This window comes from Synechococcus sp. WC101 (assembly GCF_047461555.1).
In the GTDB taxonomy this organism is placed as follows: domain Bacteria; phylum Cyanobacteriota; class Cyanobacteriia; order Thermostichales; family Thermostichaceae; genus Thermostichus.
On record NZ_JANSHG010000051.1, the window covers coordinates 1 to 14510 of the forward strand.

Below are 14510 nucleotides of genomic sequence, written 5' to 3' on the forward strand. Positions count from 1 at the left end.
CCTCGAGAACGGATCCCAACTGGGCTGGCTGATCGACCCGGAAAGCCAGCGAGTTTACGTCTATCGCCCCGGCCAGCTCGTCCAAGTTCTGGAGCGCCCAGCTTACCTAGAAGGGGATCCCGCCCTCCCTGGCTTTGTTGCCGATCTCAGCTTAGTTTGGGAATAATCTGCCCCGAGCTGCCCTCTTTTTCCACCAGCCCTTAACCGATGGCTATCAGCAACCACGAACTTGACACTCCCACTGCCTAAAGGCGGGGGATTTTGACGCAGTTCAAAAACGAACTCGCAAAGGCGCTGTCAAGATGCCTCTAGATAGTTCCTTGAGGCAAAGCCTCAAGGTTTTGCTTACTATCTATGATCGCGTAAGCGGGACGAAGTTCTTACAAAAGTTCGTTTTTGTTTAGCGTTGCGTAGCGGAACAGCTTACCTCCGAGGAGCGCCATCGCTTTGCCTTCCTAGGCTCGGATTACGCTCCTCTGTGGACGATCTGGTTGCTTTGCAAGCCACGCTGCAGAAGTACCTCGACAACGGCGCCCAACTGGGCTGGCTAATTGACCCGGAAAGCCGAAGAATCTACATCTATCGTCCCGGCCAGCCAGTACAAGTCCTGGAGCGCCCAGCTTATCTGCAAGAGGATTCTCTGGCTTTGCCCTGGATCTCGCAACCCAACTCTGCTCTCAAAATGAGCAAAGCTCTGTATTCCGGAAAACGGTCAAGTATCACACCAGCAAGCAATAATGAGGGCAAGGCCCAGGGATCCCGACGGAGGTAAGCCTATAGGGATGAGATGTGTAGAGCAAACCCCCAGCAAGCGCGTTTGTCTAGAGCCTGGGGTTCCGCTGGTGGCTGCTGGCGTTATTTTCTTTGTGGCGCTGGCTTTGTGTTCCCTGATTTGGCTTTTTCAGGGGGGATCGCCGTTTCACTTGCCATCGGCTTGATCAGGATACAGTCACCTCTGAAGTGGTCTTTCAACCACTGCTGCCTTTACCAAAACAGATCGAGTTCTATTATGATGTAAGAGGAGCCCGAGTCAAAACTGAAACTCGAACAGACTCCGAAGGAGACGAGACAACCTATTACTACGTTACTCTCATAACTCCTGCAGGAGAAACAAAAGCTTGGTCAGCCGCCAGCGAGAGCGACGCTCGACAACTGGCAACCAAGATCCAATCGTTTCGGATGAGTGCAGAGAGTCAGCTCTTGGTGGCCAGCGATAGTTTTAACTCAGGAGATTTGTTTGCTGCGCTTCTACTTTCTCTCCCAGCAGGAATGGTAGGTCTATCGCTAATACCTAAGCTAGGAAGCCGTCGGCTGACCTTTGACCGCTCCTTCTACCAGATCTTGGAGGAGCACCTCACTCCCTTTGGAATAAGGGGGCGGAAAGCTTATTCCTTCAGAGATGTTCAGCAAGTTGTAGTTGAGAGGTCAACAGATTCCGATGGCGATAGTTATTTTTCGGTGAAGGTGAATTTGGCATTGGGAGAGCCTTTATTGTACCTAGGCTTTGGTTCTGATGATAGCAAGGCAAGGGCGGAAGCAGAGCAATTGGGCCAGCTTTTGGGGTGTCCGGTAAAGCTGCCGGAGGCAACGTCTTAGGCTCAGTTTATTCTGAGCCCCCACTTGGTTTTTTGGGGACAAGTCTGGCCAAAGCTGAGACAATAACACCTGTCCACACGCTCAAGGGGATCCCCTGTGCTGCCGAAAGCTGCTCTGTGGATTTTGGGCCTGGGCCTGCTTCTGCGCTGCTTGGTGGCTGCTCTGTTGCCACCGGGCTTTGACGAAGCCTACTACTACCTCTACACCCGCCATCTGGACTGGAGCTATTTTGACCATCCGCCGCTGGTGGCCTGGACAACGGGCTTGGGGCCTGTTTTGACGGGGCAGGTGTCGGCTTTTTCGATTCGACTGGGATCCCTGCTGGCCTACACCGGCTCTTCCCTGTTGCTTTACCTGACGGCGACGCGGCTTTTTTCGCCACAGGCGGGGCTGATCACCCTGGCAACCATCAGCATCGCCCCCATTTTCTGGATTGGGTTTGGGGTGCTGACCCTGCCGGATAGCCCGCTGATGGTGTTTACGGCGGCAACCCTGTGGGTGGCTGCCCAGGAGTTTTTTCCGGCTCCCTTGGCGGAGGGGAAATTGGGGGTCTATGGGGCAGCGCGCTACCGACCGGGGCCGCGGCTGGCGCTGATTGGGCTCTTGGTGGGGCTGGCCTGCCTGGGCAAATACCACGGCCTGGCGCTGGGGTTTGGCCTGGTGCTCTTTTGTCTGCTCAGCCCGGCCCACCGCTGCGCTCTTCGGTCGGGATGGGCGCTCTTGGCGGTGGTGGGGTTTTTGGCGGCCTTCAGCCCCGTTTTAATCTGGAACACCCAACAGGATTGGGTCTCCTTCCGCTTCCAGGGGGGGCGAGCAGTGCCGGAGGCAGGGTATCAACTGCAGGAGCTGGGGCTGACGGTGCTGCAGGAGATGGGGTACCTTTTCCCGACCTTGGGGATCCCTCTGCTGGGGCTGAGCTTGGCCGAGGGTGGGCGGGTGGGGCTGGCGCTGGTTCAGGGAAGACGCCTCACGGATCAGGAGCTGAAACAGCTTTTAATCTTGGCCTGTGGGCTGCCGCTGGTGTTGGCTTTTACCTTCATGGGAGGCTACCGGCCCATCCTCCCCACTTGGCCCATGCCGGGGTTTTGGGTGCTGAGCTTGCTGTTGGGATCCCGCTGGGAACGGTGGCCAGGAGCAAGGCAGCTCTTGGCGGGGACGGCGGTGGCAGTGGGCCTGTTGGTGGCAGTGGGGCTGGCCCATGTGCGCTACGGCCTCCTCCAGGATCCCGGCGGGCTGGGCCTGTGGCCGGTGGAACGGGATCCCTCGACTCAGCTGATTGACATCGAACAGTTGCGGCGGCAGTTTCAGACGGATCCCCGCTTGGCCCAGGCTCTTGCAGAGGCGGATTTTATCTTCACCAACGTTTACTTTTTGGGCGGGCAGATCGGCATAGCCTTGGCGCCGCTGACGGAGAAGCCCCTCACCTGCCTGGATGAAGATCTGCGCGGCTTTGCCTTTTGGTCCCAACCTGAAGACTGGCTGGGCAAAGATGGGCTGCTGGTCACCTCCCAGCTGTTTTGGCCAAGAGCAGGGATCCAGGCTGTCTACGGCACCTACTTTGAACAAATTGAGCCAGTGGCAGAGGTTCCCCTGCGGCGGGCGGGCGCGGTGGCGCAAACCTTTCAGGTGTACCTGGCTCGGCAGATGCGCCAACCCTATCCCCGTCCCTACTCCCGCTTGCGCTAGCAGCCACAGCGAGATACCTTTGGGTTCAACGCAAGAAAAGACAGTCTGGAGAGCATTAGGCAAATTTTGGGCAGCAAGGTTATTCGGTTGGATCTCTAGGAAAGCATACTGGTACTTTGACGACGAATCTAAGGGCATCTAGGCCGAGGCCTTTGTGAGAGGGATGAGCGAAATGCTGGGTAAGCCAACTCATCAAGGCCGGCTTGCTCACCCCGGAAGACTGCGAGCCGTCGCCGGATGGAGCATGGGATCCCTGGCCAAAAAGCTGTTTTTGGGTGAGCTGGAGCGCCGCTTCTGCGAGCCTTTGCTTTACCCTCCGCAATCGCGTCGCCTAGCCCTGAGCCAAATCGTGCTGGAGCAAGCCCGCTGGCTGGGCCGTTGCCTGGTGAGCGGCAACCTAGAGTACGAAGCAATGGAGCTGCGCTGAGGCTATGGTTGGTTTGCTACGACGTGGTGGACGATAAGCGCCGACAACAGTTGGCCAAGCGCCTGGAACAGTGCTGCCAGCGAGCGCAATACTCCGTTGTTGAATGCCCCCTGGACACTGCCGAGCTGGAAAAGTCGTGGCTGCCTCTGCTCAACCTCGAGGAAGATAGCCTGCAGGCCTACCCTCTGGATGCCACCGCCAAACGACGTACCAAGGTCTTCGGCGGGCCTCTCCCCTACGAGCCGCCGGACTACCTTATTTTGTGAGGTTCTCAGCTTAGCCGAGATTGTAAAGTTTTGGGGCCGATCCATCGGGGGGAGCCATTGCTAGCTTTTTTTGCGGGTGCCATAAGATCTAGTAGCTTTTGCCGGGATTGGCGGGAAAATGCAGCATGACGTCCCCAAAAGAGCGAATTTTCTGAGTTGCGCTTATTCGGGGAAGCGAGGTTAACATCTGTGGCGGGAAGTCTCGGTACTTCCTCGCGAGCGCACCTTGAAAACCTCATGAGTTCAGGCTTTTCCGGGAGTAGGGTTGATCCCTACCTTTTCCCCGCAAGGGGAAGGGGTTGGATTTGGTGACAGATTGAGAACTGTCCTGGGGGTGTCTTGGGAAAAAGCCCAAGTTTACTAGACTGTAAATGTGATTTAGGGTACAGATTTATGACTACTGTCTCCGCTGCTGCTACCCCCGCTGGGACGACGCTGCTCGACATCTGGCAAGTCCTGGCCGAAAAGTTTGCCGATTACACTGCCCTCAGGGATCCCCATGCCCAGCCGGTCTTTGAGATTTCTTACGGGCAGCTCTTTCGCCGCATTCAGATCTTGGCTGCCGGTTTGCAGGCTTTGGGCATTCGGCCTGGGGATCGGGTGGCCATTTTTGCCGACAATTCCCCCCGCTGGCTGATGGCAGATCTGGCCACGCTGTTTACGGGAGCGGTCAATGTGCCCCGCAGCGCCGTGGCGGATCCGGCGGAGCTGGGCTACATTTTGCGCCATTCCGGCAGCACCGCTTTGATTGCCCAGGATGCGAAGACCCTAAGCCGGGTGCGGCCGGTTGTGCAGGAGCTGGGCCTGGAGCGGCTGCTGTTGCTTTCCGATGAAGAAGAGCCGGGGGTATTGAATTTTTCTCAGTGGCTGCAAAAAGGCCGGGAGCGCCGCTACGAGCCGCCGCGGCTGGAGCGATCCCAGTTGGCCACCATCATCTACACTTCTGGCACTTCCGGTCGGCCCAAGGGGGTGATGCTCAGCCACGGCAACCTGATGCACCAGGTGGAAAACTTGCATGTGGTGGTGCAGCCCCGGCCTGGGGATAAGGTGCTGACAATTCTGCCCACCTGGCACTCCTACGAGCGGGCCTGTGAGTATTTTCTCCTCAGCCAGGCCTGCACGTTGGTTTACACCAACCCTCGCTTTATCAAGCAAGATTTTCAACAGGAGCAGCCCCACTATCTGGTGGCGGTGCCCCGCATCTGGGAGACCGTTTACGAAGGGATCCAGCGGCAATTTAAGGAAAAAAGCCCCCTGATGCAGCGGCTGATCCGCACCTTGATGGCGACCAGCGAAGGCTACGTGCTCGCCGGGCGGATTGCCGGCAACCGGTCGATTTTACACTACGGCGTCAGCCCGTGGGTGCGCCTGGGGGCCCGCCTGCAACAGGGGCTGCTCTGGCCTGTCCACCGCCTGGCCGATGCGCTGATCTACCGCAAGGTGCGGCAGGCTTTGGGCCCCAATTTTCAACAGGCCATCAGCGGCGGCGGATCCCTGCCCGCCTACCTGGATCTGTTTTACGAGGTGGTGGGCATTTCCATCCTCAATGGCTACGGCCTCACGGAAACCTCGCCGGTGCTGTGCGCGCGGCGTCCTGACAACAACGTGCGCGGTACGGCTGGCCCACCGCTGCCAGGGACGGAGTTTCGCATTGTCGATCCGGAAACCCGGCAGCCCTTGCCCCCTGGCCAAAAGGGGTTGATCCTGGCCCGTGGCCCGCAGGTGATGATGGGCTACTACAACAATCCAGAAGCCACCGCTAAAGTTCTCAGCTCTGATGGCTGGTTTGAAACCGGGGATCTGGGCTGGCTCACCCCCGACGGACAACTGGTGATCACCGGCAGGGCCAAGGACGTGATCGTGCTGCTTAACGGCGAAAATGTCGAGCCGCAGCCGCTGGAAGATGCCTGCCTGCAATCCCCCTACATCAGCCAGATCGTGATCGTCGGGCAAGACCAAAAGAAACTGGCCGCCCTCATCTACCCCAACCTCGATGCCCTTAAGGCTTGGGCCGCTGAGCAAGGGATCCCGGCTGCGGAGGCCGAGCTCTTGGGCCACCCGCAGGTGCGCACGTTGATTTTGCAGGAGGTGCGGGCCCGCATCCAAGAGCGTCCTGGCTACCGGCCCCACGAGCAAATTGCCGACTTCCGCTTTTTGCCAGAGCCCCTGAGCGTGGAAAACGGCCTCATGACCCAGACGCTGAAAATTAAGCGTAACCCGGTGGCCGAGCGCTACGCCCACCTCATCCAGGAGATGTATCCGACAGGGAGCTAAGTTTGGGATCCCCGCTGTTGCTCCAGGTAGCGCCGGAAGGTCTCCGGGGGAATGGCCCCCCGGTAGGCGCCGCAGTAGTAGAGGGTGAGCACCGCCTTGTAGGCCCAATCGGTCGGCACCACGTCTGGGAAGGGGCTGGGCAAGGTGTCTGCCTGGTTGGCGGCGCAGGCTTGCAAGATCTGCTCTGTAGTGAGCTGTTCGGCCAGATCGGGGGGCAGCTCCCGCAGGTTGGCCTGGGCAAAAGCCGCTCCAGATAGGCTCAAACTGGAGAGAGCTGCCCCCACAAGAGCTGGGGTGAAGAGGTGTTGCACTTTCATTGGGAAATGAACGACGAGGAGAAATCGGCCGGGTATGTCCCTTCTCTAGGGTAGTACGGACGAAAAGAGCGTTTGGATCTGGATAGAAGTCTCAGACGCTCTGTTCCCAGATTAAGATGCAAAAAACCCCGGAAGCAAAAGGAGGGGACAGGATCCCCGAACGGCCAATTCTCTCTTTACGGGGGTGATGAAGTGTTGAAAGCGCGATAGGTCGAGGCCGATGAGCTCATCCAAAAGGCCGAGTTTTGACAGCCTGGATCCGCCGGATCCAAAGCTAATCGATGCCTGTGTGCACTGTGGGTTTTGTCTGACCACCTGCCCCAGCTACCGCGTCCTCGGCAAGGAGACAGACTCGCCGCGGGGGCGCATCTACCAGATGGACGCCCTCAATCAAGGCCAAATCTCTCTCTCGGCAGCAGTGGTTTCCCATTTCGATACCTGCCTGGGCTGTCTGGCCTGCGTTACCGCCTGTCCTTCGGGGGTGCGCTACGACCGGCTGATCGCCGCCACCCGCCCGCAGATCGAGCGCAACCACCGCCGCAACCTTTGGGATTGGCTGTACCGCCAGTTCATCTTCTGGCTCTTCCCCTACCCGGCGCGGCTGCGGCCTCTGCTCTGGCCCCTTTGGCTCTACCAAAAAATGGGGGTCGGCGCCTGGATCCGCCAAGGGCTGGCGAAGGTCTCCCCGCGCCTGGCGGCCATGGAATCCCTCTTGCCCCCTCTTGAGGTGGGGCAACTGCTGCCCAAGCGCTACCCGGAGCGGATCCCGGCGGTGGGCGAACGCCGCTTTCGCGTGGGGCTGCTCCTCGGCTGCGTGCAGCGCCTGTTTGCCCCGCAGGTGAATGAGGCCAGCATTCGCGTCTTGACCCACAACGGCTGTGAGGTGGTGATCCCGCCCGCCCAGGGCTGTTGTGCGGCCTTGCCCCACCACCAAGGGCAACTGCAGCAGGCAGAAGCCCTGGCCCGCCAGATGGTGGATGCTTTTGCCGGCTACGAGTTGGATGCCATTTTGGTGACTGCCTCCGGCTGCGGCCACACCCTCAAGGAGTACGGCCACCTTTTGGCCAGGGATCCCGACTACCAAGAGAAAGGGGCTCAGTTTGCGGCCAAAGTCAAGGATATCCAGGAGTTTCTGGCGCAGGTAGGGCTGACCGCTCCCCTGTACCCCCTGCAGCCGGATCCCTTGGTGCTGGCCTATCAGGATGCCTGCCACATGCTGCACGGGCAGCGCCTCAGCCAGGAGCCGCGACAACTGCTGCGGCAAATTCCCGGGCTGGAGCTGCGGGATCCTGTCGATGCCGCCCTCTGCTGCGGCAGCTCCGGCGTCTACAACCTGCTGCAGCCCGAGGTGGCCGACGAGCTGGGATCCCAGAAGGTGGCCAACCTGCTCAACACCAGCGCCCAGGGGATCGTCTCCGCCAATATCGGCTGCCGCCTGCAGCTCCAGAAGCACCTGCGTCTGCAAGGCAAGGCCGGGATCCCCATTTATCACCCGATGGAACTCCTGGATCGCGCTCTCCGACCGCCCACTCCTCCTTCTAGCTAGAGCTTGAGGGCGGCACGGGGATCATAGGACTGAACCCGCTGCAGCTTTTCGTAGAGCTCCCGCTCCTCCTCCGAAACACGGGTGGGCAAATAGATCTGAACTACCGCGTAGAAATCGCCCCGCTCTCCATTGCCCTTGGGAAAACCCCTCTCTGCCAAGCGCAACTTTCGCCCCGGCTGCATGCCGGGTGGGATCCGCAGCTTCACCACTCCATCCAAGGTGGGCACCTCCACCTGGGCGCCCAAGACGGCCTCGCTGGGGCTGATGGGCAAATCGCAGTAGACGTCAAACCCCTCAAGGCGGTAGAAGGGGTGCTCCTTCAGCTCGATCTTGAGGTACAGGTCGCCGGCGCCGCCGTTGGGTTTGGGGTGGCCTTGGCCGCGCAGGCGAATCCGCTTCCCTGGCGTCATCCCTGCTGGGATGTTGACCTCGAGCACGCGATCCCCGCCCACCCGTAGGCGGCGTCTGCCCCCTTCAAAAGCTTCGGGAATGGTGAGCTGGATGGTGGCCTCCGCATCGTAGTTGGCGTTGCCAGCGGAGCTACTGCTGCGATCCGCACCTGAGTTGCGCACCCGGCCCAGCAGTTGATCGATGAAGTCTTGAAAATCCTCAAATTGGCTGAAATCGACGCCACTGCCAAAACCGCTTCCCCCAAAGTCTTCGCTGAAGGAGCTGTCGCCAAAAGGGCTGCTGCTGTAAGGCTGGCTGTAGGTATCCCGCCGGTAGCGGAACCCGCCCTGCTGGTGGTACTGGCCAAATTGGTCGTATTGCCTGCGTTTGCCGGGATCCGAGAGAACTTCGTAGGCTTCGTTGATCTCCTTAAACTTCTCTTCGGCAGCTTTGTTGTTCGGGTTAACATCCGGGTGATATTTTCGGGCCAGGCGCCGATAGGCCTGCTTGATCTCGTCGGCGGTGGCCGTCTGGCTGACCCCCAAAATCTTGTAGTAGTCCTTGAAATTTTGCATGGAGGCGTCCGCAGGCAAGTCACTGAGAAGGGTCAGAAAACCAAGAGGCCAGGCATCAAGGGATCCCTCCCTCTGACCTGTTGACGAAAAGAGAAAGAGGCGGGCTAGACGCTATCGCCCATCCCGTCCCTCCCCATTATCGATGCTCCAGACAAAGGCGGGATCCGCCCTGCGGGCCCCAGGGGGATCCCATTGTCGTTACTTGCTCTCGGTGAAGTCGGCGTCGATGACGTCGTCGCTGCCGCCGGAGGTTGTCCCAGAGGTGGAGCTGGAAGCGGCGCCGGGCTGCTGATAGAGCTCGCTGCTCATGGCGTAGAGGGCCTCTTGCAGCTCCCGCTCTTTGCTCTGGATGGCGCTGTCGTCGTCCCGCTGGATGGCCTCCCGCAGCTCTCGCACCAGGGTCTCGATTTGGCTGCGCTTGCTGGCGGAGACCTTGTCTCCCAGCTCCTTCAACTGCCGCTCAGCCTGGTAGGCCAGCGAGTCGGCCTTGTTGCGGCGCTCGATTTTCTCGCGGCGGGCGCGGTCTTCGGCAGCGTATTTTTCCGCCTCGGCGATCATCCGCTCCACCTCTTTGCTATCCAGCGTGGAGGCGCCGGTAATGGAAATGCTCTGCTCCTTGCCGCTGCCCTTGTCTCTGGCCGTCACTTTGAGGATGCCGTTGGCGTCGATGTCGAAGGTCACCTCGATCTGCGGCACACCGCGGGGAGCCGGCGGGATCCCGTCCAGCTTGAAGCGGCCCAGGGACTTGTTGTCGCGAGCCAACTCCCGCTCCCCTTGCACCACGTGGATTTCCACCGAGGTCTGCCCATCTTCGGCGGTGGAGAAAATCTCCGACTTGCGGGTGGGGATGGTGGTGTTGCGCGGGATCAGCTTGGTGGCGATACCGCCCAGGGTTTCCACCCCCAAAGACAAGGGGGTGACATCCAGCAACAGCACGTCTTTGACCTCGCCCGCCAGCACGCCAGCTTGGATGGCAGCACCCACGGCCACCACCTCGTCGGGGTTGACAGTTTGGTTGGGCTCTTTGCCCAGCAGCTCCTTCACCAGCCGCTGCACCGCCGGGATGCGGGTGGAGCCGCCCACCAGCACCACTTCGTTGATGTCGGCCTTGGTGAGCTTGGCATCCCGCAGGGCCTGCTCCACCGGCCCTTTGCAGCGCTCCAGCAAGTCGGCGCAGAGGTGTTCAAAATGGGCGCGGGAGAGCTTCAACTCCAGGTGCTTCGGACCATCGGCCGTGGCGGTGATGAAGGGCAGGTTGATGGTAGTCTCGGAGACGCTGGACAGCTCGATCTTGGCCTTCTCGGCGGCTTCCGTCAGCCGCTGCAGGGCCTGCCGGTCTTGCCGCAGGTCGATCCCTTCCATGCGCTTGAACTCTTCGGCCATCCAGTCGACGATCTTCTTGTCGAAGTCGTCGCCACCCAACTGGGTATCGCCGCTGGTGGCCTTCACCTCGAAGACGCCATCCCCCACCTCCAGAATGGAGACGTCGAAGGTGCCACCGCCCAAGTCGAAGACGAGGATGGTCTCGTTGTTGCGCTTGTCCAAGCCATAGGCCAAGGAAGCCGCCGTCGGCTCGTTGATGATGCGCAGCACTTCCAAGCCGGCGATCCTCCCGGCATCTTTGGTGGCCTGCCGCTGCGAGTCGTTAAAGTAGGCCGGGACAGTAATGACGGCTTGGGTGACCGGTTGGCCTAGGTAGCGGCTGGCGTCTTCTACCAGCTTGCGCAGCACCATGGCCGAGATCTCTTCGGGGGCAAATTCCTTGTTCATGCGGGGTGAGTACAACTTGACATTGCCCCGCTCATCCCGCCGCACCTGGTAGGAGACCCGCTTGGCATCGACGTTCAGCTCATCGTACTTGCGCCCGATGAACCGCTTGACCGAGTAAAAAGTGTTCTCGGGGTTGAGCACCGCTTGGCGACGGGCCATCTGGCCCACCAGGCGCTCCCCATCTTTGGTGAAAGCGACCACTGAGGGTGTAGTGCGGCTCCCCTCGGCATTGGGAATGACAGTGGGGACGCCCCCTTCCATTACGGCGACAACCGAGTTGGTTGTGCCCAAGTCAATTCCTACAACTTTTCCCATCGGCTCCTTGTTCTCCTTTTGTTCAAGACGTGACCTCGGCTACCGCCGCCAGGCTGTATGAAGTAGCTTGGGCAGCCAATCCGTGAAAATTCAGCAGGTATTTAGCCGTTTCCTAGGTCGATCCTAACCAGCAGGGCATCTGGGTCAGGGCGAGAATGCCGCCCATTTCTGGCGACTGGAAGGCAGAACAGTTACGGATCTCCGTACCTGCCGCGGCCTTGCTTCCAGGACCGGTTGGGGCAAGGGCGGCTAGCTCTGGATAAGCTGCAGGGCTTCCAGGCTGCGGGCTACAACGGTTTCGGCCAAGGGCAGGTAGCCCATCTCTGCGGCCAGAGCTTGTCCCTCGCTGAGGGCCCAGCGCAGCACTGCCCGCAGGGCGTTGGCCATGGCGGGATCCCGATACTGGCGGTAGGCCAGGATCCAGGTGTAGGTGACGATGGGGTAGGCCCCCGCGCCGGCGGGATCGGGCACAAAAGCCCGCAGGTTGTCGGGCAGCTCGATTTCGCTCAGGGCCAGGGCCGAGGCTTCCGGGGTGGGGAGGACGAACTCGCCGCGGCGGTTTTCCAGGGCCGCCACCGACAGATCCAGGTCGCGGGCATAGACCGATTCCACATAGCCGATCACCCCTTCGCTGAGGAGCATCTGGGCGCTCATGCCTTCGTTGCCTTTCACCCCAATGCCCACCGGCCACTCCAGGGACATGCCGACGCCGATCTCGGAGGCCCAGGTGGGGTCGATGGCGGCCAGGTGGCGGGTAAAGGTGTCGGTGGTGCCGCTGCCGTCGGAGCGGTAGCAGACGGCGATGGGCAGGTCGGGGATCTCCAGGTCGGGGTTGAGGGCCAAAATCTGCGGATCCCGCCACTGGGTAATTTGGCCGCGGAAGATCTGCACCAACACCGAGCGGGACAGTTTGAGGCCGGAGCGGATCCCGGGCAGGTTGTAGCCGACGGCAATGCTGCCTGCCGTCATCGGGATCATGACCACGCCCCGCTTGACTTCGGCAATTTCGGCATCGGTCATGGCCACGTCGCTGGCGGCAAAGTCCACCGTCTGGTCGATAAATTGGCGGATGCCGGCGGCGCTGCCCACCGGCTGGAAGTTGATTTCGACTTTGGGATCCACCTGGCGGTAGTCGGAAAACCAGCGCAAATACAGGGGAGCCGGGAAGGTGGCCCCGGCCCCGTTGATCAACAAGGTCTCAGCGGCAAGCTGGCTGTCGGCAACAGGGCCAGCCTGCCCAGAACGGGATCCCCTTTGGCAGGCGCTCAGGCCAGCAGCAGCCAGCAACGACAGCAGCATTTCTCGGCGGCGAAGGCGGGGCAGTTGCACCATAGCTGAGGCGCTCCAAGCTCTCCGCCCCGATCCTTGTCTTGCCTACGGAGCCCTGTCAAGGGTGGCCATCCTGAGCTCTGGGAAGCACCAGAGGGGACAACCTTCCGCAAAAGGCAGCTTCTTCCCTCCACCAACTTGTCGCCGATCCTTGCAGGATTCGCTGCGCTCTTGGGCAACAGTTGGGATCCCAACCCCGCTTCTGGATCCAGAGTAAAAAACGAAGCTTGAGCGAGAAAAACAAAGAAAAACAGCGAAAAAAAGAGAACGAGAGAGTTGAGTTCTGCAGCAACTGCAGAGGGATCCTCAGGCCAAAGCCTTATCTGGCAAGGCTTAGCCAGTTTGGGGCCGGATCCCCCCTGCCTTGGAAAAATCTTGACATATCTTGGAATAGGGCAATATATTGTGGGTTCTGTGCAGAAATCCTGCGCTGTTCACATCTCGGTATCTGGGGGACTACTATGCCGACTTTGACTCGTTCTCCCTGGACACTGCGAGACAGCGAAAAGCTCTATCGCATTTCTGGTTGGGGGGATCCCTACTTCCGTATCAACGCCGCCGGTCATGTGGAGGTAACCCCACAGGGCTCACAGCAGCAGGAAGGGGGCATCGACCTGTACCACCTGGTAACGGATCTGGTGGCGCGGGGTTTGCAGTTGCCTTTGTTGATTCGCTTTCCCGAGATCGTGGCCGACCGCATGCGGCGGATTTGTGAGAGCTTTCAGCAGGCCATCGAGCGCTTTGGCTACCCCAACGTCTACCGAGGGGTTTACCCGGTCAAGGTGAACCAGCAGCGCCACCTAGTGGAAGAGGTGGTCAAGCACGGCCGTGCCTACCACTTTGGCCTGGAGGCGGGATCCAAGCCGGAGCTGTTGATCGCCCTGGCTCTGCTGGATACACCTGGGGCTTTGTTGATCTGCAACGGCTACAAAGACCGCGACTTTATGGAAACGGCCCTCTTGGCCCAGCGGCTGGGGCGCACCCCCATCATCGTCCTGGAACGGCTGCAAGAGCTGGAGCTGGTGCTGCAAGCTGCCGAGCACCTGGGGATTGATCCCCTGCTGGGGGTGCGGGCCAAGCTGTCCGCCCAGGGCAGTGGCCGCTGGGGCACCTCGGCTGGGGATCGGGCCAAGTTCGGCCTCACGGCCACCGAGATGTTGCAGGTGGTGGAGCGGCTGCGGGAAGTCGGCAAGCTGCACTGTCTGCGCCTGTTGCACTACCACATCGGCTCGCAGATCTCGATGGTGAGCGTGCATGGGCGGGCCGTGCGGGAGGCCAGCCAGATCTACATCGAGCTGGTCAAGCTGGGGGCGCCGATGGGCTATCTGGATGTCGGCGGCGGCTTGGGGGTCGATTACGACGGATCCCAGTCCACCAGCCACTTTTCCCAGAGCTACAGCCTGGAAGATTACGCCGCCACCGTGGTGCAGACGGTGCTGACCGCCCTGCAGCCGCACGGGATCCAGCCGCCGGTGCTGGTGACCGAAAGCGGGCGGGCCCTGATGTCCCACCAGTCGGTGCTGGTCTTCGACATCCAGGATGTCAACGCCGCCAGCCCCTACCCCATGCCCACCCAGCTCACCTCCGATGCTGAGGTGATCCAAAAGCTGAACCAGCTCTACTACGAGATCCGGCCCGAGACCCTGGTGGCCGACTATCGCCGCTGCCAGGAGCTGAAAGAGGCCGCCCTGCGCCAATTTACCGAGGGATCCCTCAGCTTGCGGGAGCGGGCCGAGGTGGAGCGGCTGTTTTGGAACTGCTCCGACAAGATCTGCACGCTGGCCTACGAGCAGCACCAGGCGGGGCAGCCGGTGGCCGTAGATCTCCTGGATCTGGACGAGATGCTGGCCAGCATCTACTACGGCAACTTCTCCCTCTTCCAATCCCTGCCGGATAGCTGGGCCATCGACCAGGTGTTCCCCATCATGCCCATCCACCGTCTGGACGAGGAGCCGCGCCAGTGGGCCACCCTGGCCGATCTGACCTGCGACAGCGACGGCAAGATCAACCGCTTCTTTG

Annotated in this window: 13 protein-coding genes; 9 read left to right on the forward strand and 4 right to left on the reverse strand. The window is 60.5% G+C overall.

Translation table 11 applies throughout. The features are described 5' to 3' along the window. From NW809_RS05220 to NW809_RS05250, 7 genes are all read left to right on the forward strand, one after another. On the forward strand, window positions 1-166 hold a 166-nt coding region (locus NW809_RS05220), incomplete at its 5' end, for a Uma2 family endonuclease (protein WP_414401678.1). Between the two features lie 312 nt (window positions 167-478). Further along, window positions 479-772 (forward strand): Uma2 family endonuclease, encoded by a 294-nt coding sequence (locus NW809_RS05225; protein WP_011429059.1) that lies wholly within the window; start codon window positions 479-481, stop codon window positions 770-772. Between the two features lie 188 nt (window positions 773-960). Beyond that, a complete protein-coding gene (locus tag NW809_RS05230; protein WP_143596989.1) occupies window positions 961-1596 on the forward strand; it encodes a hypothetical protein in 636 nt (211 codons plus the stop codon). 96 nt (window positions 1597-1692) lie between these two features. Continuing rightward, window positions 1693-3282, forward strand: a complete 1590-nt coding sequence (locus NW809_RS05235) for an ArnT family glycosyltransferase (protein WP_414401673.1) — start codon at window positions 1693-1695, stop codon at window positions 3280-3282. 244 nt (window positions 3283-3526) lie between these two features. Continuing rightward, window positions 3527-3709 carry a hypothetical protein gene (locus tag NW809_RS05240; protein WP_041438029.1) on the forward strand — a complete coding sequence of 61 codons (183 nt, stop codon included), beginning with the start codon at window positions 3527-3529 and terminating at the stop codon, window positions 3707-3709. 8 nt (window positions 3710-3717) lie between these two features. Further along, on the forward strand, window positions 3718-3975 hold the full coding sequence (cas2, locus tag NW809_RS05245; protein ID WP_240527297.1) for a CRISPR-associated endonuclease Cas2: 258 nt from the start codon (window positions 3718-3720) through the stop codon (window positions 3973-3975). Between the two features lie 393 nt (window positions 3976-4368). Beyond that, window positions 4369-6249 (forward strand): AMP-dependent synthetase/ligase, encoded by a 1881-nt coding sequence (locus NW809_RS05250; RefSeq protein WP_414401674.1) that lies wholly within the window; start codon window positions 4369-4371, stop codon window positions 6247-6249. On the opposite strand, the gene NW809_RS05255 is transcribed toward NW809_RS05250, so the two are convergent. Further along, on the reverse strand, window positions 6246-6566 hold the full coding sequence (locus NW809_RS05255; protein ID WP_011429055.1) for a hypothetical protein: 321 nt from the start codon (window positions 6564-6566) through the stop codon (window positions 6246-6248). The two genes, NW809_RS05250 and NW809_RS05255, sit on opposite strands and share 4 nt — an antisense overlap. A 220-nt stretch (window positions 6567-6786) precedes the next feature. Here NW809_RS05255 and NW809_RS05260 point away from each other — a divergent pair, with 220 nt between their 5' ends. Then, on the forward strand, window positions 6787-8112 hold the full coding sequence (locus NW809_RS05260) for a (Fe-S)-binding protein (RefSeq protein WP_414401675.1): 1326 nt from the start codon (window positions 6787-6789) through the stop codon (window positions 8110-8112). Here NW809_RS05260 and NW809_RS05265 read toward each other — a convergent pair. From NW809_RS05265 to pstS, 3 genes are all read right to left on the reverse strand, one after another. Further along, window positions 8109-9077, reverse strand: a complete 969-nt coding sequence (locus tag NW809_RS05265; RefSeq protein WP_011429053.1) for a DnaJ C-terminal domain-containing protein — start codon at window positions 9075-9077, stop codon at window positions 8109-8111. The two genes, NW809_RS05260 and NW809_RS05265, sit on opposite strands and share 4 nt — an antisense overlap. A 198-nt stretch (window positions 9078-9275) precedes the next feature. Next, window positions 9276-11162 carry a molecular chaperone DnaK gene (gene dnaK, locus NW809_RS05270; RefSeq protein ID WP_414401676.1) on the reverse strand — a complete coding sequence of 629 codons (1887 nt, stop codon included), beginning with the start codon at window positions 11160-11162 and terminating at the stop codon, window positions 9276-9278. A 249-nt stretch (window positions 11163-11411) separates the two neighbouring features. Further along, window positions 11412-12494 (reverse strand): phosphate ABC transporter substrate-binding protein PstS, encoded by a 1083-nt coding sequence (pstS, locus tag NW809_RS05275; RefSeq protein WP_168173322.1) that lies wholly within the window; start codon window positions 12492-12494, stop codon window positions 11412-11414. Window positions 12495-12952: 458 nt separating this feature from the next. Here pstS and speA point away from each other — a divergent pair. Then, the coding region (gene speA, locus NW809_RS05280; protein WP_414401677.1) for a biosynthetic arginine decarboxylase at window positions 12953-14510 on the forward strand (1558 nt) is incomplete at its 3' end.

What these genes read in the sequence shown, in the direction of transcription:
- NW809_RS05260 (WP_414401675.1), top strand. Translation starts at nt 6,787, where the DNA reads ATGAGCTCATCCAAAAGGCCGAGTTTTGACAGCCTGGATCCGCCGGAT.
- dnaK (WP_414401676.1), bottom strand. Translation starts at nt 11,162, where the DNA reads ATGGGAAAAGTTGTAGGAATTGACTTGGGCACAACCAACTCGGTTGTC.
- NW809_RS05255 (WP_011429055.1), bottom strand. Translation starts at nt 6,566, where the DNA reads ATGAAAGTGCAACACCTCTTCACCCCAGCTCTTGTGGGGGCAGCTCTC.
- NW809_RS05240 (WP_041438029.1), top strand. Translation starts at nt 3,527, where the DNA reads ATGGGATCCCTGGCCAAAAAGCTGTTTTTGGGTGAGCTGGAGCGCCGC.
- pstS (WP_168173322.1), bottom strand. Translation starts at nt 12,494, where the DNA reads ATGGTGCAACTGCCCCGCCTTCGCCGCCGAGAAATGCTGCTGTCGTTG.
- NW809_RS05250 (WP_414401674.1), top strand. Translation starts at nt 4,369, where the DNA reads ATGACTACTGTCTCCGCTGCTGCTACCCCCGCTGGGACGACGCTGCTC.
- NW809_RS05265 (WP_011429053.1), bottom strand. Translation starts at nt 9,077, where the DNA reads ATGCAAAATTTCAAGGACTACTACAAGATTTTGGGGGTCAGCCAGACG.